This window comes from Lysinibacillus sp. NPDC097195 (assembly GCF_044762075.1).
In the GTDB taxonomy this organism is placed as follows: domain Bacteria; phylum Bacillota; class Bacilli; order Bacillales_A; family Planococcaceae; genus Lysinibacillus.
The window spans coordinates 1-23,081 of sequence record NZ_JBIWDP010000008.1; the positions used below are offsets into that span (position 1 = coordinate 1).

The window sequence follows — 23,081 nt, forward strand, 5'->3', positions numbered from 1 at the left end:
ATTTTGATGTCCAAAATTTTTGTTTCGTTCGCTAACCGAAGTTAGCTCAGAAACTATATTGATTACGTTTTGCTTGTTCAGTTTTCAAGGTTCATATCGCGCTGTGTTTCAGCGACAGTAATAATATTATATCAAAATATCATTATGTTAGTCAACAACTTTTTTTAAGTTATTTTTCACTGTCGAAGTGACAGGAATTACAATATACCATAATAACCTTTTGTCTGTCAACACTTAATTAAATTAATATTTATTAATATAATAGGTGTTTTACGACAGGACTAAATAATAACATACTGATTATAGTTTAGTCAATAAAAAATATGAAAAAACTTTCCTAGTGAGTATGCCAGCAAATCATACAACCATTAAATGATGTCTATACCTTACTTACTTCTATTAGAAAAGCCAACCTCTTTACGTGGTTAAGGATTGAAGTTTATACCTATTTAAAACTAACTACCCTCTAATATAAAAAAGAACCCTCAGAAACAGAGGGTTCTTTGATAGTTCATTAAGTTGTTTCAATTAAGCCGTATTTGCCATCTTTACGTTTGTAAACGATGTTTGTACCGTTAGATTCAGCATCAGTGAAGATGTAGAAATCATGGCCTAACATGTTCATCTGTAAAACCGCTTCTTCATGATCCATTGGTTTTAGATCAAATTGTTTAGTTCGTACAATAGAATATTCTTCATCCTCTGTCGCAGTATCAGCTGCAGCTTGCGTTATAGCAAAATAAAGTCCTGCACCTTCACGCTCACGGAATTTACGGTTTACTTTTGTTTTATGCTTGCGAATTTGTCGCTCTAATTTATCAACAATTAAATCGATGGCAGCATACATATCGTTATGACGTTCTTCTGCACGAAGTGTTAAGTTTTTCATTGGAATTGTAACTTCCACTTTTGTTTGCTTGTCATTATAAACCTTTAAATTTACGTTAGCATTGGCGTTAACATCTTCGTTAAAGTAACGTTCAACTTTTTCGATTTTATTTTCAACATACTCTCGAATAGCTGGAGTTACCTCAATATTTTCACCACGAATGTTAAAGTTTAACATGTAAACTCCTCCTTTATGACTGCTATACATTCTATTTCTACACAAGTGTGTGAAATTCCTCTAAAATAATTCTTTTTTCAATAAAATTTTTACGAATTAATTTTTTTCTGTTTGGCTTCAGCTGTTTCTTTTTTACGTCGCATTTTCAGCTCATCGACAATTAAATCCTCAATTGCGCCCTGATTATTAAAGTACACACCGTATTGTTTGCCATTAGCAAATGGACGGCTCCAAATAACCTCTCCATATACGCGAATTTCTCTCGTATCCAGTACAAAACGTAAATCAAGAGGCGCAGGATGGACACCTAAATCAACCTCGGTAAACATCTTTAATCCCTTTGGACTAATATCCAATAAATCAGCCATCGCAGTTTGTGTATGATTCACTTTGCCATTTTCATATACCGCAAAGGTCATTTGTACAGGCTCATCAAATTTAAATCGAAAGCCTTCTTGTCGCTTAAATATCATATTCCCCACCCCAATACTTTTCAAACATATAGTTAGCTTGATTATGACACGAACGCACGATTTCCATCTAGAGGGAATTAGTAACATATTTGTCCATTTAATGACCTAATTTATGACTATATGTACAGTTTAGTTTGTCGATTATCGTATAATCTTAATAACTTTATATTTATGATAAATAAAAGAGACCATCTTCAAACGATGGTCTCTAATTTTTTATTACACTTGTCCGTTGTTTCCATTACCGAACTGTTGTTGTCGATTAATGCGAATAACTTCTTTCCAAGTATCCCGAAATTCCGTCACTAACCCTTCCACTTCTTCGATGATGCTAACATCATTTTGGATATTTGCTTCTACTAAACGACGATTCATATATTCATAAAGTGCTAACATATTTTTCGACACTTCAATGTCCATATTAAGTGTCGCCATAAGCTCACTAATAATTGCTTGTGCTTTTATCAAATTTGTATTCTTTTCTTGAATATTTTTCTCTTGAATCGCAAGTTTAGCTTTATTTAAAAACTTTAAGCATCCATTATAAAGCATCAATGTTAGTTCGCCAGGTGAAGCAGTTGTGACACTATTTTGTTTGTACGCATTTTGTGCTGTTAAATTTGCTGCCAATAAAGGACAACTCCTTTTAGATGTTACTTATTTACTATTTTAAACCATTAAATGAAGAAAAGCTAATAGAGAAATTAATTTTTCTTATCGTAATACATACCGTCCATAACACGGACATTGCCATATGGATTAAAATATTGCACTTCACTTTTTTTCGTTTTTTGAAGGTTTGCCATATCTTGCTTTACTGCGCTCATTACAGCTGCTAACCGTTCTTTAATGCCATTATCTAATTCTAGCAAGGTACGATGAACACGATCTTGTTCATCATAATGAAAACCCTCTTGTTTCAAACTATTGATAATCGTTCCACGTTTGTCTAACATACTATTAATCGTAACCACATAGTCATCACGATCTTCACCTTTTGGGATATCACCTAATAATTTATAGAGATTCGCAGACGCCTGCAATAGTTGATTTATTTGTTGCATAAACTTCCCCTACCTTGCTTCAGTAAAACCTTATTAAGAACCTTGTGAGAACATACTTGATTGTGAATTTGCTTTATTAATTGCTTGTTCCATTGCCGTGAATTGTTTCCAGTAACGAGCTTCGATATTCTCTAGTTTACTCTTCCATGTAGTAATTCGACTTTCTGTATCCATTAGATTTTTCCCAATTGCATATTGAGCGTCCGTCATTGTAGAACGACCAGCTTTTTTCTCAATATTAACTTCTAAAGATTTCATCGATTCACGTAATTTATCTAAATAACCGCGTGTATCAACAGTTTTACCATCTACTACATCCTCTTTTTTACCTTCACTATTTTTAAATAGCTTTTCAACTGAATCTGGATCTTCTTCTAAAGCTTTGCGTAATTTTGTTTCATCAATTTCTAATGTGCCGCCATCGTTATAGTTTTTAGTTGTCGTAATTCCAATACTAAATAACGTATTATATTTAGAATCAATACCTGAATTAGATTGATATACTAATGAGCGCATACTTGAAAGTCCTTCACGAATAAGAGTATCTCCTCGAAGTAAACCGCTCTTTGCTTTTTCTTCCCAAAGTTTGATTTCACTTTCGGACATCTCTTCTTTTTGTTCACTAGTTAATGGCGTATAATCACGATACTTTGTTTCTTTCGTTTGATCGGTAAAATCTTTTATTAAACCGTTATAAGTAGTAACGAATTCTTTAATTTTGGCCATTATATCGTCAACATTTGTTGTTGATGTCATCGTCACTGCTTGTGCTTGTGGTGCGGCATTTACTTTCGTATCATCTATACTGCCATCAGATTTTAAAATACCGGCTGCATCAGCATCTGCTTTTGCCGCATTTTGCGTACTAGTAGCTTCATTTAACCGTGTAACAGCTGCTTTTTCTTCAGCATCAGCAGTTAAGTATTCTCTTCGCAGGATATTTTGATCCGCTAGCGCGTAAAATTTACTTTTTTGATCAGCTGTTAACTCATTCCAAATCTTTTTTTGGTCATCTGATAAATTCTCTTCTTTTATAGTACCATTTTGCAAACCTTTTAATCCTGCATCACCGAATTGGCTATATTTTTGTTTTAAATCATCAGCTATAGCTTTTTCTGAATAACTTTCTAAAGTTGCTTTATCCTTACTAATTAAATTAGTTAACTCATCTTTACTTAATGATTTTAATGCATCTTTTACTTTTTGTGAAAATTCCGTATTATCGTCTATATCATTATGAATTTTATCAATTGAATCATTACTGTTGTACGAGAAGCGTTTTAGTGCATCAATGGCATTTTGATCAAAATCTTTTAATTTTGCACCATAAGTTGTGTAATCAGCCTGAGTTTTAAAATCTGTTAATTGATCTTTATTTGAAAATAAAACATCTAGTGTTTTGTCATCAAAAGCCTTTAACTTTGCTTTGCTTTCATCACTTAAAGGGCTTCCATCAATATTATCTTTGATATCTTGTACTGATGAATAACTCTTAATAAAATCTATTTCCTCATTGGATAGATTTTTTAAAGTAGCTGTTCCGATTTTGTTATATTGTTGTTGTTGTGTAAATGATAAAGCAGAACTGCCAAATGCAGCTTTATATGCAGCATCATGGTTCGCTGTGTAGCTATTAACATCACTTGCACCATAAGCTGATTGTTTTGTATTAAGATTTGCCTGTTTATTTGCTAAATTAGTAGTAGCATTTTTAAATTCTTCCAAAGCAGCTTTATATTTATCTGCAATTGTTTGAACACCGTTGAATGTATCTTTTAAAGTTACATTATAACCAGAAATCGTAAACGTATTTGTTGTTCTTTCTGTTGCAATGCCATTAACAGTAAAAATAGCATTTTTACCTTCTGTAGTTTGAACTTTACTAGGATCAGCAAATCCTAACTTGTTGAAAATGTCTACTCCACCTGTAACTTGGATTTCCTCTCCGCCTTTAACATCTCCAGTGTTTTTGGCAGTAAAGGAGAATCGACCATTTTCAAAAACCGCGCTAATTCCCGCATTACTAGTGTTCACTTTATTAATAAACTGATTTACAGTCATATCAGAAGTAATGTCAATTTTTGTAGCTTCACTTGCTAATTGACCGTTACTTTGAATCGCTTTAAATTCAATCGTTCCTGTTGCCCCTAAATCAGACATTTTCGTTGTACCAACAGCATTTACTTGATCACCAACTTTACGAGCTGCAGTAGCTAATTGTGAAACACCTTCAATGGAAAGTGTTCCCGAAGCACTCCCTGTTGCAGTAGCAGATACTAAATTAGAATTTGAGCTAGCTGCTGTTTTCGAAAGGAAACTTTTTAACACTAAATTATCAGCAATGTAAGTATCAAATGTTTTTAATTTTGTATTCACACTACGATAGGCATCACGTTGCCATTCATAAGTTTGTTTCTTTTGGTATAGCTTATTTAAAGGCACTTTTTCCGCAGTCATTAATTTTTTTACTAATGCATCAATATCCATTCCTGAGGCTAATCCGCCGACTCTATTTACCATTATATTTCCTCCTACATTTGCTTATATTTTTTCGTCTACAATCATTCCTAATAGCTTTTGCATCTCATAAAATGCATCTAAAAGTTTTTTAGGGGGAATTTCTTTTACGACTTCTTCTGTTTGGGTATCTACAACCTGTACGAAATAACGGTCTAGCCCGTCATGTAATACAAACTTAGAAGCGTTATGATTGATTTGTAAAAACTCATTTACTGTGTCTACCACGCTTTGCAGCTTCTCTTTAGATATTTCTTGCCCCTCAGCTGTTGATATTTTTTCTCCTTGCATTTGCGTTACTAACTGAGACTTACTAGTAGTCACCGCAATTTCTTCTTTACTAGCTTTCTTAGATAATGCAGATGACGTTGCAGTTCCTACATCTGTAGATTGACCTTGAGCTGCAATACGCATAATATGTAACCTCCTAAACATTTCTTGTTCTTATATTTAGTATCGGAAGTTTTTAGGAATGTTTCACCTTTTTAAAGTAACTACTTTACTTAAGTAAAAAAGCCTTTGGTTCAAAAAGTGAATCTGAACCAAAAGCTTTTTTACTTTTTTAATTTTATTTGAAATTTGATTATTACGACTAGCACCACATTCATTAGGCTAGATGTATTATTCGATACTACACTTTTAATCAAATTTATCCTTCTTAAGTGTTAGTTGTTCTTTTAATACAGCAATAATATAGTTAATCTCTTCATTAGTTAAACGAGGATGTATAGGCAAAGTTAACGCTTTTTCATACCATTCCTCCGCTACAGGACATAATCCACGCTCATAACCAAGTTTTTGATAATACGGATGCCAATAAACAGGTAAATAATGCACATGGACACCAATATTTGCTGCTCGCATAGCATCAAATACTTGTTTACGATTTACTTCATCTAATTGAATCATATACAAATGCCAGCCAGATTCAGTTTCCTCTAATTGCTTTGGTATTGTAATTCCACGAACATTGTTCAATGCTTCATTGTACATTGTAGCAATTTCTTGTCTCCGCTTAATAAAGTGATCAAGCTTTTTCATTTGTGAAATACCTAGGGCTGCCTGTAAATCTGTCATCCGATAATTATAACCTAAATCTGTCATTTCATAATACCAATCACCTTGCTCTTTAGCATAAACTGTTGGCTCAATTCCATGGCTTCGGAACTTTAATAATTTTTTATAATAATTTTCGTTATTTGTAACTATTACGCCACCTTCTGCTGTTGTTACAGGCTTTACAGGGTGGAAACTAAACATTGTCATATCAGCCTGTGTTCCAATCTTACGCCCTTTATAACTAGAACCAAATGAATGAGCACCATCTTCGATAACTACGAGTTTATGCTCCCTCGCGATATCCATAATTGCATCTATATCGACAGGTTGACCAGTAAAATCCACTGGAATAATTGCCTTTGTTTTTGATGTAATCTTTGATCGGATTTGTTCAGGATTAATATTATAAGTATGTTCATCAATGTCCGCAAAAACAACTGTTCCACCAACATAGCGCACACAGTTTGCACTTGCAGCAAAAGTAATTGGAGAAGTAATTACCTCATCCCCCTCACCAATTCCAGCTGCGTAACAAGCACCATGTAAAGCTGCTGTTCCATTACAAAATGCTACTGCGTATTTTACTTCAACATAATCTGCCACAGCTTGCTCAAACTGTGCAATTTTCGGCCCTTGTGTTAAGTTAGGCGAACGCAAAGTTTCTATAACGGCTTGAATATCATCTTCATCTATACTTTGACTGCCGTATGAGATAAATCGAGGTGAATCACTCATAGTAATAACTCCCAACTTAATGGTGTTCCTTTTGTTACGTTTTGCTTAATTGCTTTACCAATTACTAAATCATAGTACTTCGTTGGCAAACCAAGTCCTGGTCGAACGTTGCGAACATTTTGTTCAGTTAAAATATCGCCAGCTTTTAAATCTTCGCCAATATATAAAGAACGACGGAATTTCGCTGATTCCTTTTCAGCATTTGTTGGTCCATAGCTCACATTTCCTAAACTTTGCCATGCTCGCTCTGTTTCTTCTACTAACATTTTTAATTCATGTGGTTCCATTGAAAAGGCAGAATCGACCCCACCTTCAGCACGAGATGTTGTAAAATGCTTTTCTATTACCGTTGCTCCTAGTGCAACTGCGGTAACCGATACACCAACCCCCATAGTATGATCTGATAACCCTATTTCTGTATTAAACATTTCTCTCAAATGCGGTATTGTTACTAAGTTCGAATTGGCAGGTGTAGCAGGATATGTACTAGTGCACTTCAGTAATATAATTTGATCGTTACCTTCTTCATGAGCAGCACGAACAGCCTCATCGAGTTCAGCGGCTGTCGCCATACCTGTAGAAATAATCATAGGTTTACCTGTTCGCGCTACTTTTCTAATTAAAGGAATATCTACATTTTCAAATGAAGCAATTTTATAAGCTGGTACATTCAATGTTTCCAGAAAATCTACTGCAGTTTCATCAAATGGCGAACTAAAAGCAAGGAGTCCAAGTTCTTGCGCTTTTGCAAAAATCTCCTTATGCCATTCCCAAGGTGTATACGCCTCTTTATATAAGTTATATAAAGAATTACCTTTCCAAAGATTCCCGTCTTCTTGGATGAAAAACTCACCTGTATGGACATCTAATGTAATTGTATCTGGTGTATATGTTTGTAATTTTAATGCATCTACACCTGCTTCTGCAGCAAGTTCTACTAAATGTAATGCTCTTTCCAATGATTGATTATGGTTACCTGACATTTCTGCAATAATAAATGGCTTCGTATGGCGACCTATTTCTCTATTTGCTATTTTAATCATTTTATCAACTCCAATATTTTATATACCCACGCATTTGGTTGCTCATTTTGAGTTAGAGTAAGCCCTCGTTTACTTATATCTTTAAGCTTTACATTTTTTAATAACTGTTTGTAGGTTTCAGATGTCACATCACTGTGCCACCCCAGATTAATCACTAATCCAAGTTCTGCAACATATTCTGTCCCTTCCATCTGATTACTTGCAACAATTGTACTAGATGAGGGTAGTCCAACATAACAACGTTCCCACGTTGTACTTCCACCAGCACCAATAGCAAAATCAGCTTGTTGCATTAACTTTGCCATATAATTAATCTGACAATGATAGTAATACCCTTGCTCTTCACAAATCTCGCGAATTCGACTCTTGTAAATATTACCATTACCAACAACTACATCAACACGTTTAAACTGAAAATCCTCAAGTGCCTCCAAAATTTTTATCGTCTCATTCGTTGGATCCGAACCGCCCATAAAAACCAGTAAATTTTCAATTTTCTCTTGTCTCTTGCGTAAAAGTCGTCTTTCATTAATAAATTCATCACGCATAATTAAAAATTTTGGGCCTAATAGTTTTACACATGTATCAGACACTAAACCATCATAACGCGATTCAAAATATGGCAATACATTTTGATCTAGGAGTAACTCACAATCATGTTTACGGTTCGCCAAATCATCAATTACTGCAATTTTATTTGTGAATACACGTATTTTGGACTCCCATTCTTTATCAATCCCATAATGATCAATGATATAAAGGTCTGCTTGCTCAGCTTCAAAAATATTTCTGAAGCCTTCACTGTTTACGTAATCAATTAGATTGCCAGGTAAATCTTGCATCCAAAAGATGACTTCACATCCATTCAGACGCAAATTTTTTGCAACTGTTAAACATCGCATAACATGACCACTACCGATTTCAATAGATGCATCTGTACGAATAATGACTTTCATTAAATCACCGGCTTTTGCTCGATATGAGCATTTAGTTTTGCAATATCAGGATTATCTTTTAAAAATTGAATGACATTTGCACTTGAAATTAAAGGGTTGTTAAAATGCTTCGCTATCTCATAAATGAGTTTATAGTCTTCTTCTGTATCTAGCGTAATCCTTAGTTCTGGTGCAATTCGATTTGCAGGTGCTTTATAAGTGACTGATTTAAACTCTTCAGCAAATTCGTAGGCATAATAAGTAACGTGCTCACGATGTCGAGATTCTAGCCCTACTTTATGAATATATAAAAGGGCATCATATGAAATAAGCTCTACTGCTAATCCACGAGGTAATTGCCCATCAATCAACACGATATCTTTACGTTCTTTTAACATTAACTCTACTATTTCACTGCCCATTTCATAGTCAACAAAAGGGCAATCAGACGTGACACGCATTACATAATCAGGTTTGTATTGTTTTGCACATTGAACATAGCGATCTAATACATCTTCCTCAGAACCTCTGAAATATGCAACTTGATGCTTCTCACACCAGTTTGCAATTGCATCATCTTGTTTTAACTTACTTGTCGCAACAATAACCTCGTTAACACCTTTGATGGCACGACAACGCTCGATATCGTACTTTAAAACATCTACATCTCCAAGTGGTTTTAAAATTTTCCCTGGCAAACGAGAGGAGCCCATTCTTGCTTGTATAATGACAATTGTTTTCATAGTTCAACTCTCCATTTATAAAATTATTACTTCCCTCGTAAACGATGTTAAGAAACTTTGTCCATCCCAAACACCATCAAAATTTAGTGCTTGCCCAATTGGTACAATCCGATCTATCCCTCTTGTTGAAATTGTATCAACTAATTTTACTAACTCGGTTTTCTCAAAACCAAAATATGCAATTGTTTGATCTTTATCAATTATTGTTTGTTCTAAGTCTACTAAATTTTCAACTTCATACTCAAAAAATAAGCCACCACCGCAATGCTGTTCACGTACATTCGCTGGAACATCATTTAGCTTTATACGTGAAAAGTAAGTTATAGGTGCTACTTTTTCTACATAACTTTCAGCAGCTAATTGTAGACTAGTCGAATACTTTAATACTTGCGTTGCTGCTAATAACTCATGTTGCTTTATCTGGATTTTACGTTCAAATGCCGTCCAGAAAGATTCTGTTTTCTCGCCTATCCAAACCACAAGTCTTGGTGATGAACATGCCATTTGGTCAAACCAAAACACATCGTTATAAAATTGCTCAAGTAATGTATCTAGTGCCTCATTATTTAACAGCTTAACTTTTTCGGAATTTAAAATGGCTAATGAGAATCTGTCTGGAAATGCTAATTCATTTGCTATTGACGCAAGTGGGATATTACGAATAGCTTTTATCGTTTCATCGCCTCCCCAAATAACACGTGTATGACATGCTAGACTAAGCACTTCCGTTGCATTCTCATCATGTCCATATGTACAAATTATAATTTGCTCGGCTACCGATTTAAAATTCGGTAATTCTTCTAAGATTACTTGTAATAACTCATTTATTTCTGTTTTGCTTGAAATTCGAATAATGTTGCGATTCCCTGCAAGAAGTGACAGCATCCATGAATAAACGAAAATAGTATCCACATTTGAAGGTGCGATATGAAAAGCTGTGCCACGCCCACGAACTATTTTTCCCTCAGTAGCCTTTTCAAACTCTGCTTGCATTTGCTTAATATTTGATTTACGGAGCCAGTAACCTAACGCTACAACTTCGGGCATCGAACGCATCCGCACAAAACGCTTCGATAAACTTTGTGTAAAGGCAATGACTTCTTCTGCAAAAGGTTTATTCATTTTTTGACTATTCAAGTTACATAGTGCATCATTAAAATTAACATTTTTTGGCCAAAATATTTTCACAAACGCACGCCTCCTTGAAAAGTATCGCTACAACCGCGTAATTCTGCCTTCGGAATCCGCCCAACTACACTAAAATACTTACCTTTCCATCCACATGGACAATCATCAATACCAAGAATTGTGCCTAAATCCTCTGTCAATAAAGAATGACCTGGATAGCTTTTCGGTAATTCACTCACTACCTGAATTAACCCTTGTTGCCCTACAGGTAAAACATCAAACGTAATTGGATTACGAATAATCACGTCCGCATAGCTCGGTGCATGTAAATGTCCTTTACTACACTCCACAAAAATTGAGCCAACCTGTTCAACCATTCCATAATAGTTATGTACTTCTTGAATGCTTAGTTGCTCACTAAGAAGATGATTAAAAGTTAAAGCATCAACTGCATCATCCTTAAGCTTTTTCCATCCACCCCCGTGAATCAGTACACTATTATTAAAATTAATATTTAACCCTTTATCTCTTATTTCTTTATAAACGTACTGCCAAATCATAAATGTAAAACCAAACAGTAATATACGCTGCCCTTCGTATTCTTTTAAATATGCTTGTAAACCCTCAACATCCAATGTCATATCATCATTTAAAGCATAAAAGTGTTTACGGCCAAAATTCGAGAACCCTAAAATTCCCGCTCCACGCGCACTAAATGATTTACGATCCTTTAGTACGGATTTCGTATCTAACAGAATCATTGGCAAACGTTTATTACCTAAAATGGGTTTCATCACTTCTACAAGAGCTTTTGTTTGTGCAATCGATGTTTCTTTATCGAGATAAATTTTTGATACTTGCTGTCCCGTTGTCCCACTGGACGTTAACACCTTAACAACGTTTTCTTGTGAAACCGATTTTAAATTCATTAGTTTAAATAACTGCACAGGTAAAAAAGGTACTTCTTCTAAACAACTTGCTTCTAGTAATGCGTTGCTTTTTTCTAGCATTGATTTATATTCATAGCAGTTTTCCGTGTGCCATCTAGTTAGTTCATTTAACTTAACTACAAGCTCACTTTCTTTCTCAGCCTGTAATAAATGATAAGGGAACGTCATAAGCAGCTCTCCTTTAGCTTCATATAATCAGTTTTGCCACTAACAAAACGCGGTATTTCATCAATCACTTTGACTTTGAATGCAGTTTTATGAAGTTTATATAAACGTTCAAGCGCTTCTTTTACTTGCTCAACAAAATCTTCTTGCTCAATAGCTACAATTAATTTATCGTCAGAACCAGTGCAAGCTAAAGGTATTTGTAGTTCTTCTTCAAGTTTCTTTTCCACATCATCTAAGTTAATACGCAAACCAAATAACTTAATAAAGCGCTTAATACGACCTGTAATTGTAAAGAAACCATCTTCATCAACAATTGCTGTATCACCAGTATAAAGTAACCCATTATGTTCATAGCCTTTTGCTAAGTCTGCTAAATTCTCAGCGTACCCCATCATGACATTAGCACCTTTATAAATTAACTCGGCTGTTTCTGCATCTATAGAAAGTTTACCACCAGGAATAGCAATTCCAATTGTGCTAGATTTCTCTAATACTTTTTCGTGAGGTATATAAGAAATACGCGGTGCAGCTTCAGTTTGACCATACATTATGTAAAATCTTTTATTTTTTTCTTTTGCATACTCTGCAAAATGCTTTACTAGCTTTTCATTTAATCGTCCGCCAGCTTGTGTCATTGTCTTTAAATAAGGTAAATCCATTTTTGTAAAACCGATACGTTGTAGCATTTGATATGTAAATGGAACACCTGCAATTGAAGTTGCTTTATGTTTTTTTACAAATTCCCAAAATGACTTCTCCATTACACTTTCATCGGTCAATAAAATTGAAGCACCTGCTAAAAGATGACTATTCACGATCGACATACCATATGAATAGGAAAGCGGTAGATTCATAATCGCACGTTCATTTTGATTAATTTGTAGATAATCTATAATTGATTCAGCATTTACTTTAATATTGTCATAGGAAAGACGGACAAACTTTTGACTACCGGTAGTACCTGAAGTACTTAATAAAATTGCTAGGTCTGGATGAATACTTATAACTATTTCTTTTGTTCTTAATAGTTGATTTTCGTTTTTTTCATATCCTGCGTGACTCTCTAATCCTATAATCCATTTTGGCTGATACGTATCTATAATGTTGGCTAATAATTCACGATTAATCCCTTCAGCAATCAGCATGACGGCATGCTTACTATTCATAGCTGAAATATAAGCAGCTAAAATATCAATTGTATTTTGGCATAGAATCAATATTAACTCTTTATTTGTACTACGAAATTCAATTTTTGGAATTTCACAAAAAGCGTATGTTTGTTCATTTGTAATAATTGCCACATCATTACTTTTTAAATTAAAAAGGTTCATAAACTCGCTCCTTCTTTATAGGAAAAGGTGTGATAGCATCTACCACACCATAAATAATTAAATATTATTTAATGTTTCCTTTATACTTTTAGCAACTTTATTAGCAGTTAACCCGAAATGGTCTAGCATTTCTTCATATATACCTGCTTTACTATAATCACTAGGTAATCCTAACATTAAGTGAGGAGGCTTTTTAACCTCAAGAGCTATCGCTTCGGAAATAGCACTACCTAATCCCCCAGCAATAACATGCTCTTCCATACTTACTAGAAGCTTTTTATCTTTAATATCTTTTTTTATTCCTTCAATATCTAAAGGTCTAATAGTATGGACATTAATTACTTCAGCTTTAATGCCTTCTAACTCTAATAATTCTGCAGCTTTTATGGCCTCACTTATAATAGAACCAGTTGCAAATATCACGATGTCTTCGCCATTTTTTACTGAGATAGTTTTTCCGATTTCAAAATTATAATCCTCTTTATAAATAATTGGAGAGGGCGCTCCACTAGTTAATCGAAGATATACGGGATGAGGGTAATTATCCAAAGCTTCTAATACTTTTACTAGTTCAAAAGAATCTGCAGGCGAAATAATTGTTATGTTTGGAATAGCACGAATAACAGCGATATCCTCAAAACTACAATGCATATTACCTATCATACTTAATACTACACCACTAGATAATCCTACCATCCTTACTGGGTGTTTCATTTCACCAATATCCATTCGAATTTGCTCTAAGCATCTTAGCGTATGAAATGGAGCATATGTTGTTGTATATACATCAAAACCTTCACTGGCTAAACCAGCACCTATACCAATCATATTTTGTTCAGCAATCCCTACATCAATAAATTTGTCAGGATATTGTTTTCTATAACGATCTAAGCCTGCTGGAATAGATACATCAGCTGTTATCACCAATAAATCTTCATTTTCTTTGGCTTTCTCTAACATTACCATTCCAAATGTACCTCGTTGACCTAAACGCGCTAACATTTTATGATTCTTTAATGTACTATTCATATTTTTTCACCTGCTCTTCTATCGCTTCGTTAAATAATTTATCTGTTAGGACAGCATGATGCCAATCAATATTGTGTTCCATAAAAGAAACACCTTTGCCTTTAATAGTATTAGCTATTATTAGTTTAGGTTTATTAGAAACACTATCAAATACGTTTATTAATGCCTCAATATCATGCCCATCTACAGTTGAGACAGCCCACCCTATCTCTTCTAATACTTTCTCCAAATGATTCATTGGTAAAATATCTTTCGTTTTACCACCTAGCTGAATACCGTTGCGATCAATAATGACTGTTAAATTATCTAAGTTAAAGTGTGGAGCAGATAAAAATCCTTCCCAAATAGATCCTTCGTTACTCTCACCATCACCTAATAATACATAAACATGGTTTGATAATTGCTTACGTTTTAAACCCATCGCTACACCCATAGCTAATGATAAGCCCATTCCCAAGCTACCGCTTGTAAATTCAATTCCTTTTTCACGATTCATTACTGGATGACCTAAAAAGGCACTACCTGTTTTCATAAAACTAGCTAAATCTTCCTTTGTGATAATTCCATTTTCATATAAAGCAGTATAGTAAGCTAAGACCCCATGTTCTTTACTTAATAAAAAACGGTCTCTACCTTCATCTAAAAGATTTTCACTACTTATATTCATTGTGTGACCGTATAAAACAGCTAATATCTCAATGATAGATAAGCCTGGGCCTACGTGTGCAGCATTATTCCCTGAAGCATTTGCTAATTTCAAAGCATTTACTCTCATATGACTAGCTTGTTTCTTTAATTTTTCTACCATGCTTGCATTAATCATTAAAAAGTCCCCCATCTACTCGTAATATTTGTCCAGTAATATAGGATGACAAATCAGATGCCAAAAATAACACACTATTTGCAATCTCCTCAGGTCTAGCTAAACGTTTTAAAGCTAAATGACTTTGTAGTTGTGTCAAAAATTCTTCGCTTGTGACTGCATTTGATACCATATCGGTTTCTGTAAAACCTGGAGCAATTGCATTTACCCTAATATTAGCACTACCTAGTTCATTCGCTATTGTTTTAGTAAAAGCATTAAATGCAGCTTTACTTGCCGTATAGGAAATCATCCCTTTATAACTATCATCGGCTGCAATAGATGTAATATTTACAATAGATGCCGCTGTACTTTTTCTCATTAATTTCACAATATATTGCGTCATTAAAAAAGGACCATAAAAGTTGACTTTCATTTTTTCTTCAAGTGTTTCCATAGCAGTCATTTGATAAATTGTATCTCCTGCAATCCCAGCATTGTTAACTAATATGTCTATCGTAGGAGATAATTTTCTTATTTCTTTTATGGCTAGTTTCACTTCATCTTCCTTACTAATATCAAAATAGACAGGTGTTATTTGAACACCTGTCTCGTTTTGAAGATTAGTTAAGTAGCTTTCAAACTCCACAGTACTTTTTCGAGCACATGCAATTATATTGGCGCCCTGTTTCGCAAATACAGTTGTAATGGCTTTTCCAATACCCCGATTACATCCTGTTATAACAGCTACTTTTCCGCTTAAAAGCATACTAACTACCTCCTACTTATACTTCAACATCATATTTCTTTAAAATTTCTATCCCGATTGTATACGAGCTAAACTCAATTACATCATCTGTTTCAAGCATAATGTCGAATACATCTTCTAGCTCAGCAACCATTGCCATATGCCCTACAGAATCCCACTCTTCAATTGAGTTATATACTAACGTTTCATTTAACTGGTCCTCTGTAACATTAAAACATTCTTTAAAAACATTGTTATACTTGTTTAAATTATTCATTGCTATTTTATCCTCTCACTTCGAATGGAGCCCTTAATTTATGATATTTCTGATAATCATTCATCCATGTATCTTTTAAAATTTCAAGAACTTCCACATCATAATATATACCATCTTTTTTTATATGCTGAGTTAACGTACCTACTTTTCTAAATCCATAATGATAGTCCATTTTCAACATAGATTCATTAATAGAAAGCACTTCAATTACCAATTTATTAAACTTCATTTCGAAGAAATAATAATTTAAAAAATAGGGCAATATACGACTTGAAACAATAGAATACTCTAATTCACCAATATAAAATCCAGATGAGGCTTTCTCATGTATGTAGTTAATATTATTTAATGAAATTAAACCTATAGGATTATTTTTATAAATAATAACCCAATTTAATTGTGTATTATCCTTGTCTATCTTTTCATACCATTTCTTTTGTTTGTTTAAATCAGGCTCAATATCTGTATACATAAATTTAGTTACATGTTCACTAGTACGCCATTTCATTATTAAATCTAAATCATCTTTAGTTAATAATTTAAATTCTATACTCATTATTATTCACCACTAATTCATTTTGGAACATATGCATATAATTTTCTCCAGTTGTGTTTAACTACATATTTTGGGTTAGCTTCTTTTATTATTTCTTCGAGAATTTGCGCATCTTCTGGGAAATGATACGTACAAATTGATAGTCTTGGTTCCATTTCTTTCAAAGTTCTTGTGGCCCCTTTTAGCATATATCGTTCTGCACCTTCGATATCCGCTTTAATATAATCCACTTTCTTAACCATATTTTTCTCAACCAAATTATCAATTGTATCGATAAGAACTGATCTAATTTGAGAATTACCACGATTCATATAAAAAGAGTCAAGTACTCCTGTGTCTGACTCATACAAATCCATTTTCCCTTGATGATCTGACAAACCAAATGGTATTATTTGAATATTATCATATAATTTCTTTTGCTTTTCTAAAATCTCGAGTGATTTTTTTCCCGGTTCACAAGCATATACTGTACATCCCATATTAGCCGCGTAACAAGAATATAATCCTATATTTGCCCCAGCATCAATTATAAAATCTCCCTCTTTAAGATAAACATTTTCAAACTCATAAGCACCATCTACTACTAATGAAAAATCGTTTAAAATATTTGGAAATAATTCATCCCCTACTGTTTCATAAAAAGCACCTTTTAATGCACTATTAAATAAAATAGGGTTATATATTTGAATACCATTAAAATCTATTATTTCTTTTGAAAGATCAATATTATGTTTTTTAAAATATACTTCAAAAAATAAATCTTCATAATTCTCAATTGACTGTACATTTTTTATATTTTCATAACCATTTTCCACAATAAACTTATATACTTCTTCATTATGAGCCACTACAGTTAAATAAATAAGAACGTTTTCTTTTTCAAAACTCGCTTCGGTAATTTCGATGATAGGTATACTTCTTTTTTCTCCATTTTTATCATAATATGAATATTCTTGTTCTTTCCTATGACCTGGAGATACAAAAATATAATCCACCTGGTTATTGTCAACCCAATCCAAGTAATTTATTAATATTTTTGCTGCGTATCCTATACCATACACGACTGTATGTCGCCCATTAACATTCATTATATTTCTTTTCTCCAATCATTCTCTCTAGATCACTAATAGTTAACCATTCCTTATTATTATCACTTGTATAAGCAAAACCGTCTGGTAAAGTAATGCCACCTTCAAACTTATTAGCATTCCACCAAGAGAATTCAGGCTGAATGACATAATACGTATCAAACTCTAATGTATGACGAGCATCATCTTCCATTATCATCGCTTCATGTAATTTCTCACCTGGACGAATCCCAATTACTTCAATTTCACATTCAGGACCAATCGCTTTTGCTAAATCTGTAACTTTCATACTCGGAATTTTTGGTACGAAGATTTCTCCACCGTACATTCGCTCTAAATTATCTAATACAAATTGCACTCCCTGATCAAGGGTAATCCAAAAACGTGTCATACGCTCATCTGTAATAGGTAATCTACCAGTATCTTTAATCTTTTTAAAGAATGGTACTACACTGCCACGACTTCCTACTACATTGCCATAGCGTACCACTGCAAAGCGTGTTTTCTTTTCGCCTACATAAGCATTAGCCGCGACGAATAATTTATCAGATGCTAGTTTTGTTGCACCATATAAATTCACAGGACTGCATGCCTTATCTGTCGAAAGCGCAATAACCTTTTCTACTCCACGGTCAATAGCCGCTTCAATGATATTTTGAGCCCCATGAATATTTGTTTTTACCGCCTCAAATGGGTTATATTCACATGCATCTACATGCTTCATAGCAGCTGCGTGGATGACAATATCCACACCATCAAATGCACGATATAAACGGTCTTTATCACGTACATCACCAATAAAGAAGCGAATACGGTCATCTTGGAACTCTTTTTTCATTTCGTACTGTTTTAGCTCATCACGACTAAAAACAATCACTTTTTTCACACCTAATGTAAGCGCTTTTCGGATAAATTTTTTACCGAACGAACCTGTACCACCTGTTACTAGCACGGTTTTGTTTTCCAATGAAATCATGTTAAAACTCCTATCTTATATAAGCAATCATATATCAAATAAAATATAATTAAAAAATCAATTAAACAAATGTTTTTTCTTAAGTTTTCACATGATATATATCGACAAATTTTTAAATTCATAAAGAAAAACTCATAAATCTATGAGTTTTTAATAAGTTCATAAAGTTGTTTTTCGTTTAACAAAGGTACACTTTCTATTTTCGCCCCATTTTTAGCAGTATTATATACATTACATGTACTTTCTTTACAATTTTGATTAAACCATGTTAAATAGCTGTATAAATTCGGCAATGTTTTAATAGGGGCTCCCGCGTTGGACTCTATTTCTATATACTGCTCGTCTTTAGAAAAATTTCTTCCTGAAGTAGAATTAGTGGCGTGTGTGTATTCATCCATGAAACCTAAATCCTGACCAAACAGTACTATAGATTCGAATCCTAGATGTTGCAGTAAACTAAAGCCAGTAGTAGCTACTGAACCGCCTGTTTCTAACAATGGATAATTCATTTCTTTAGCGTATTGTTCTGCTAGTTCGTATCCTTTTTGTAATAATATATATTTATCTCCCTTATGGAACCTTACTGTATTAAAATCTGCAGTACTTAAAAAGAAGAGATCTCCTGTATATCCAGAATCCTTTAATTGTTCGATAATTGTTGGTTGGCAGTCTGATATAATGACCCCATCTGGAACTATGCCTTCCTTCAATAGTACTTTCAAAGCAGATCCTACACACATTAGGAATGCCTTTTCATTAACAACTTTCAACCACTTTTTAGTAACGTCTAAAGAAGGTCCACTAGCAATAAGACAAGAAATCTTTTTCTGGTTTAACCTTTCTTGAAAATATTGTAATGAAAAACTATGTTGTTGAATATTTTCATAAAAGTTCATTTCCATTATTGAAGCGAAGCGTTTAAAAGACATCTGCTTCATTTTAATATCCATTAGTAAAAAATAAAGGGGATGTTGTTTATCCATTACTTGTAGCCAAACGTGTGGCATAATAATTTGATAATCATTTACAGTAGCAATTTCCCTAAAGTCTGTAGTAATAGTAACATTTTTCGGCAATTTCCTACTACCGTAAATAGACTTATATAAGTCTATTTCTTGACTATCCAAAGCATAAACAAAAATTGGCTTGGAATCACTAACTAGTTTTAATAAAGCATGTAAATGGTAGCCTAATCCTAAACCAATTAATAAGTATCCTTTATCGTCATTATTAAACTCGCATTCAATGAACTTTTCCGCATCTATTATCGGCCGATACTTACTATATAGCAATATATTATTTACCTTTAATGTGGCATTTCCGTCCTTTGCTTCTATTTTTTCAAACTGCATTAAATTTTAGAAGCTCCTAATTCAATATCTGAAAAGAAAGGAACAATCTCATATTCAAATAAATCTGCTACTAAATTATAATCACCTATTGACAAGCCATCATTTATTTCTGATAAATAATCTACAATTTTTGTCATATCGAGAGTGATTGCCACATTATTTTCATTTAACAGCCTACTTGCTTCTGCTATCCATCCTGCACCTTCTGAAAAATCTCGGATATGGTTAAGAGCTTCGGCAATCCGATCATCGCGTAGGTTATTTGCAATCATCATACATCCCTCAGGTAATCTCTTTACGTATTCATTAAAACTTATAAGTATATCGTTTAATATTTCGTTCATCATTGCAACCTCACATTATTTTATTGTTGTTTTATTACATCTAATACATATTGTTTTGAAACTTTAAAAGCCTCTAATAGTCTTGAATAAAGTTCTTTGTTTTGATTGAATACTCTTTCATAAGCAGCTTGATCACTTTCATTCGGTACTGGTTCATAATTACGTAAGACATCCAGTGTAATAGGACCATATATATGGTTCATTGCAGTCCTTGTTTTGTATTTTTTAATCAATTTATCTATTTTATCTAATTCACGTAATACACTTTTTTCGAATACTGTAGTCGATTTATTACTATTTAATTTAGCTAAACCAATTTGAATCTCTCTTATAATCTTATTATAAATCTCTATCTCAGCTTGCATTTTTCCAATTAAGAGATCAATATCTTGTGATTGTTGTTTAGGATGGCAATCCAACTTTACATTAGTTTCTTTATTAATAAATGAATTACAAAATACAGTGAATGGCATTTGTTCCATTCCTTCTATTTTTGCCCCACCCTCTGTACAATTAAAGATTGGCGATGGGTGCTGAATTTGCTTATTTAGCATTTCAAAATCCTTCTTCATAAGTAAAAACGCATAGTCTGTTAAAACATTGTCATTATAGTATCCTATAATTTCAAACATCCCTCGATTCTTCTTATACGATTCATCTACTTCTATATAATGTTTATTACTATCTTCATGAGATTTATTATCGGTATAAGCCAAATCTTGTCCAATAATTGCAATTGGCCCGCTTGTCATATAACAAGCTATTGAAAAAGCAAAATTCGCTACAGATGCTCCACCTGCTATAAGTGGTACATCTATGTTATATATATTTTTTAAGTAATTTTGAAATTCATTATCTCCAGAATCTAGAAAAGCATATTTTCCGTTTGGAAATATTTCTTGAATTTTATAATGACTACTAAAACCAAAAATCAATTGGGACTTTATATTGCCAATTCCCTTAAAATGGTTATAATTGGCCATTCCTCCATCTATAGAAACTACGTAATCAGGTTCAATTCCATGATGTAATAAAGAATTAATAGTTGATCCAGAGGCAATCGTGATAACCTTATTTTTTATTTCCTTCAACTTTAAAATTTGCTTTTTTAGAGATGGACCGCCTGAGATTATGATAATTGGACAATTATAGAGTTGTTTTAATTCATTTAAAGAATGATTCATATATGAATGTAAAATATTATGTACATAATTCTCCTGCCAGTCTAGGGAAAATTGTCTTATTGTATTTTCCCCAACTTGTTGAAGCCTCTGCACTGTTTTAATGCTTTCTAAAACAATCAAGTATTCTTCTTTTAAAATTTTATCATAATTCGGTGAACATATTACTTTCACTCGTTTACTAAAATTACCCAATTTAGAAGATGCGACACCTTCAATAACTTCACTTTTTACCTCTTCAATAAGTGTAAAATCAATATTTGGATCTATTAATTCTTCGTTGAACTCCTTAAATAAAGGATCAATAACAATCAACTTATCATTTTTTCCTAATTTATTTTTCAATTCATCAATAATATAACCTAAACCATACCCAAAAACTACATGTACGAAATTGGGTTCGAACTCTTTTTCTACAAGTCTTTTTGCTTCTTGAATAGGATTGTATTTACTATGTAAAAAGAAATTATTTACTCTAATGGTTTTTAAATTATTATTAGTTGATACATATTCAATATTATAATTACTCAATATTAACCACCTCTTATCTATTATCGTCCTAAAATTAAAAAAATAAAGGAATCTGCCGAAAGACAGATTCCTTTATTTTAACCTAAATATTAATCAATTATTGTAATAATTGAAGAACGCCTTGTGGTTGTTGGTTAGCTTGCGCTAACATAGATTGAGCAGCTTGCATTAAAATATTGTTTTTAGTGAAGCCCATCATTTCTTTAGCCATATCTGTATCACGGATACGTGATTCAGCAGCAGTTAAGTTTTCAGATGTAGCACCTAAGTTGTTGATTGTGTGCTCTAAACGGTTTTGAACAGCACCTAAGCTAGAACGCGCATCTGAAACATTAGTAATAGCTGTATTAATTGTAGTGATAGCTGTATCTGCAGCACCCTGAGAAGAAATACTAAGTCCAGAAAGCCCTAATGCGCTAGCTGACATTTTTCCAACACTTACAGTAATTTTTTGACCTTCATTCGCACCAATGTGGAAAGTTTTACCGTTAAATGAGCCATTTAGTAATTTTTGAGTATTGAACTCTGTATCAGTTGAAATACGTGTAATTTCTTTAGATAATGCGTCAATTTCTTTTTGTAAATCCTTACGATCAGAAGTTACGTTTGTATCGTTCGCAGATTGTACTGCTAATTCACGCATACGTTGTAGGATTGAGTGTGTTTCGTTAAGAGCACCCTCAGCAGTTTGGATTAAAGAGATTGAGTCTTGAGCGTTTTTAGTAGCCATGTCAAGACCACGGATTTGTCCGCGCATTTTTTCAGAGATTGCTAAACCAGCAGCGTCATCGCCAGCACGGTTGATTTTGTAACCAGAAGATAACTTCTCAAGATTTTTAGAAGCTTCAGTGTTGTTGAAAGAAAGGTTACGGTGTGTGTTTAAAGCTGAAATGTTATGTTGAATTCTCATTTGGAATTCCTCCTTGAATGTTTGTTTTGTTATTCCACGTCCGTGTGGAATATTGTCGGTTTAGGTTGTATATAT

General features: G+C 33.4%; 24 protein-coding genes. All 24 read right to left on the bottom strand.

Annotated features, from left to right (window positions below; all coding sequences use genetic code 11):
* Positions 1-514: 514 nt before the first annotated feature.
* Positions 515-1,066: a ribosome hibernation-promoting factor, HPF/YfiA family gene (gene hpf, locus ACIQXI_RS20530; RefSeq protein ID WP_402928188.1), complete on the bottom strand. Its 552-nt coding sequence runs from the start codon at positions 1,064-1,066 to the stop codon at positions 515-517.
* Positions 1,067-1,155: 89 nt separating this feature from the next.
* Positions 1,156-1,539, bottom strand: coding sequence for a PilZ domain-containing protein (locus ACIQXI_RS20535; RefSeq protein ID WP_402928189.1), 384 nt, complete (start codon positions 1,537-1,539; stop codon positions 1,156-1,158).
* Positions 1,540-1,758: 219 nt separating this feature from the next.
* Positions 1,759-2,169: a flagellar export chaperone FliS gene (gene fliS, locus ACIQXI_RS20540; RefSeq protein ID WP_402928191.1), complete on the bottom strand. Its 411-nt coding sequence runs from the start codon at positions 2,167-2,169 to the stop codon at positions 1,759-1,761.
* Positions 2,170-2,243: 74 nt separating this feature from the next.
* Entirely contained in the window at positions 2,244-2,603 is a 360-nt protein-coding gene (gene fliT, locus ACIQXI_RS20545; RefSeq protein WP_402928193.1) for a flagellar protein FliT, read from the bottom strand.
* Between the two features lie 33 nt (positions 2,604-2,636).
* Complete coding sequence (gene fliD / locus ACIQXI_RS20550; protein WP_402928194.1) at positions 2,637-5,123, bottom strand: flagellar filament capping protein FliD; 2,487 nt, start codon at positions 5,121-5,123, stop codon at positions 2,637-2,639.
* Between the two features lie 21 nt (positions 5,124-5,144).
* Positions 5,145-5,534 carry a flagellar protein FlaG gene (gene flaG / locus ACIQXI_RS20555; RefSeq protein ID WP_402928195.1) on the bottom strand — a complete coding sequence of 130 codons (390 nt, stop codon included), beginning with the start codon at positions 5,532-5,534 and terminating at the stop codon, positions 5,145-5,147.
* Between the two features lie 225 nt (positions 5,535-5,759).
* Positions 5,760-6,914, bottom strand: a complete 1,155-nt coding sequence (gene pseC / locus ACIQXI_RS20560) for a UDP-4-amino-4,6-dideoxy-N-acetyl-beta-L-altrosamine transaminase (RefSeq protein ID WP_402928198.1) — start codon at positions 6,912-6,914, stop codon at positions 5,760-5,762.
* The gene (pseI, locus tag ACIQXI_RS20565; protein ID WP_402928199.1) at positions 6,911-7,957 is read right to left on the bottom strand and encodes a pseudaminic acid synthase; all 1,047 of its coding nucleotides are present in this window, start codon (positions 7,955-7,957) and stop codon (positions 6,911-6,913) included. The genes pseC and pseI overlap by 4 nt, the downstream gene beginning before the upstream one ends.
* Entirely contained in the window at positions 7,954-8,913 is a 960-nt protein-coding gene (pseG, locus tag ACIQXI_RS20570) for a UDP-2,4-diacetamido-2,4,6-trideoxy-beta-L-altropyranose hydrolase (RefSeq protein WP_402928200.1), read from the bottom strand. Before pseG ends, pseI begins: the two co-directional genes overlap by 4 nt.
* Positions 8,913-9,635, bottom strand: a complete 723-nt coding sequence (locus ACIQXI_RS20575; RefSeq protein WP_402928202.1) for a cytidylyltransferase domain-containing protein — start codon at positions 9,633-9,635, stop codon at positions 8,913-8,915. Before ACIQXI_RS20575 ends, pseG begins: the two co-directional genes overlap by 1 nt.
* Before the next feature lie 15 nt (positions 9,636-9,650).
* Complete coding sequence (locus tag ACIQXI_RS20580) at positions 9,651-10,823, bottom strand: acyl-CoA reductase (protein WP_402928205.1); 1,173 nt, start codon at positions 10,821-10,823, stop codon at positions 9,651-9,653.
* Positions 10,820-11,881 (bottom strand): LuxE/PaaK family acyltransferase, encoded by a 1,062-nt coding sequence (locus ACIQXI_RS20585; RefSeq protein WP_402928207.1) that lies wholly within the window; start codon positions 11,879-11,881, stop codon positions 10,820-10,822. The genes ACIQXI_RS20580 and ACIQXI_RS20585 overlap by 4 nt, the downstream gene beginning before the upstream one ends.
* Positions 11,878-13,212 (bottom strand): AMP-binding protein, encoded by a 1,335-nt coding sequence (locus tag ACIQXI_RS20590; RefSeq protein ID WP_402928209.1) that lies wholly within the window; start codon positions 13,210-13,212, stop codon positions 11,878-11,880. Before ACIQXI_RS20590 ends, ACIQXI_RS20585 begins: the two co-directional genes overlap by 4 nt.
* A 57-nt stretch (positions 13,213-13,269) precedes the next feature.
* Positions 13,270-14,241, bottom strand: coding sequence for a transketolase family protein (locus tag ACIQXI_RS20595; protein ID WP_402928211.1), 972 nt, complete (start codon positions 14,239-14,241; stop codon positions 13,270-13,272).
* Positions 14,234-15,064: a transketolase gene (locus ACIQXI_RS20600; protein WP_402928212.1), complete on the bottom strand. Its 831-nt coding sequence runs from the start codon at positions 15,062-15,064 to the stop codon at positions 14,234-14,236. The genes ACIQXI_RS20595 and ACIQXI_RS20600 overlap by 8 nt, the downstream gene beginning before the upstream one ends.
* A complete protein-coding gene (locus ACIQXI_RS20605) occupies positions 15,057-15,812 on the bottom strand; it encodes an SDR family NAD(P)-dependent oxidoreductase (RefSeq protein WP_402928213.1) in 756 nt (251 codons plus the stop codon). Before ACIQXI_RS20605 ends, ACIQXI_RS20600 begins: the two co-directional genes overlap by 8 nt.
* 16 nt (positions 15,813-15,828) lie before the next feature.
* Positions 15,829-16,068: an acyl carrier protein gene (locus ACIQXI_RS20610; RefSeq protein ID WP_402928215.1), complete on the bottom strand. Its 240-nt coding sequence runs from the start codon at positions 16,066-16,068 to the stop codon at positions 15,829-15,831.
* 7 nt (positions 16,069-16,075) lie between these two features.
* Complete coding sequence (pseH, locus tag ACIQXI_RS20615; protein WP_402928217.1) at positions 16,076-16,624, bottom strand: UDP-4-amino-4,6-dideoxy-N-acetyl-beta-L-altrosamine N-acetyltransferase; 549 nt, start codon at positions 16,622-16,624, stop codon at positions 16,076-16,078.
* 17 nt (positions 16,625-16,641) lie between these two features.
* Complete coding sequence (locus tag ACIQXI_RS20620; protein WP_402928219.1) at positions 16,642-17,712, bottom strand: FkbM family methyltransferase; 1,071 nt, start codon at positions 17,710-17,712, stop codon at positions 16,642-16,644.
* Complete coding sequence (pseB, locus tag ACIQXI_RS20625; protein ID WP_402928222.1) at positions 17,702-18,688, bottom strand: UDP-N-acetylglucosamine 4,6-dehydratase (inverting); 987 nt, start codon at positions 18,686-18,688, stop codon at positions 17,702-17,704. The genes ACIQXI_RS20620 and pseB overlap by 11 nt, the downstream gene beginning before the upstream one ends.
* Positions 18,689-18,828: 140 nt before the next feature.
* Entirely contained in the window at positions 18,829-20,040 is a 1,212-nt protein-coding gene (locus ACIQXI_RS20630) for a motility associated factor glycosyltransferase family protein (protein WP_402928224.1), read from the bottom strand.
* Positions 20,040-20,384 (bottom strand): hypothetical protein, encoded by a 345-nt coding sequence (locus ACIQXI_RS20635; protein ID WP_402928227.1) that lies wholly within the window; start codon positions 20,382-20,384, stop codon positions 20,040-20,042. The genes ACIQXI_RS20630 and ACIQXI_RS20635 overlap by 1 nt, the downstream gene beginning before the upstream one ends.
* A gap of 20 nt (positions 20,385-20,404) precedes the next feature.
* Positions 20,405-22,096, bottom strand: coding sequence for a motility associated factor glycosyltransferase family protein (locus tag ACIQXI_RS20640; RefSeq protein WP_402928229.1), 1,692 nt, complete (start codon positions 22,094-22,096; stop codon positions 20,405-20,407).
* Positions 22,097-22,193: 97 nt separating this feature from the next.
* Positions 22,194-23,006: a flagellin N-terminal helical domain-containing protein gene (locus ACIQXI_RS20645; protein WP_402928231.1), complete on the bottom strand. Its 813-nt coding sequence runs from the start codon at positions 23,004-23,006 to the stop codon at positions 22,194-22,196.
* Between the last annotated feature and the right edge of the window lie 75 nt (positions 23,007-23,081).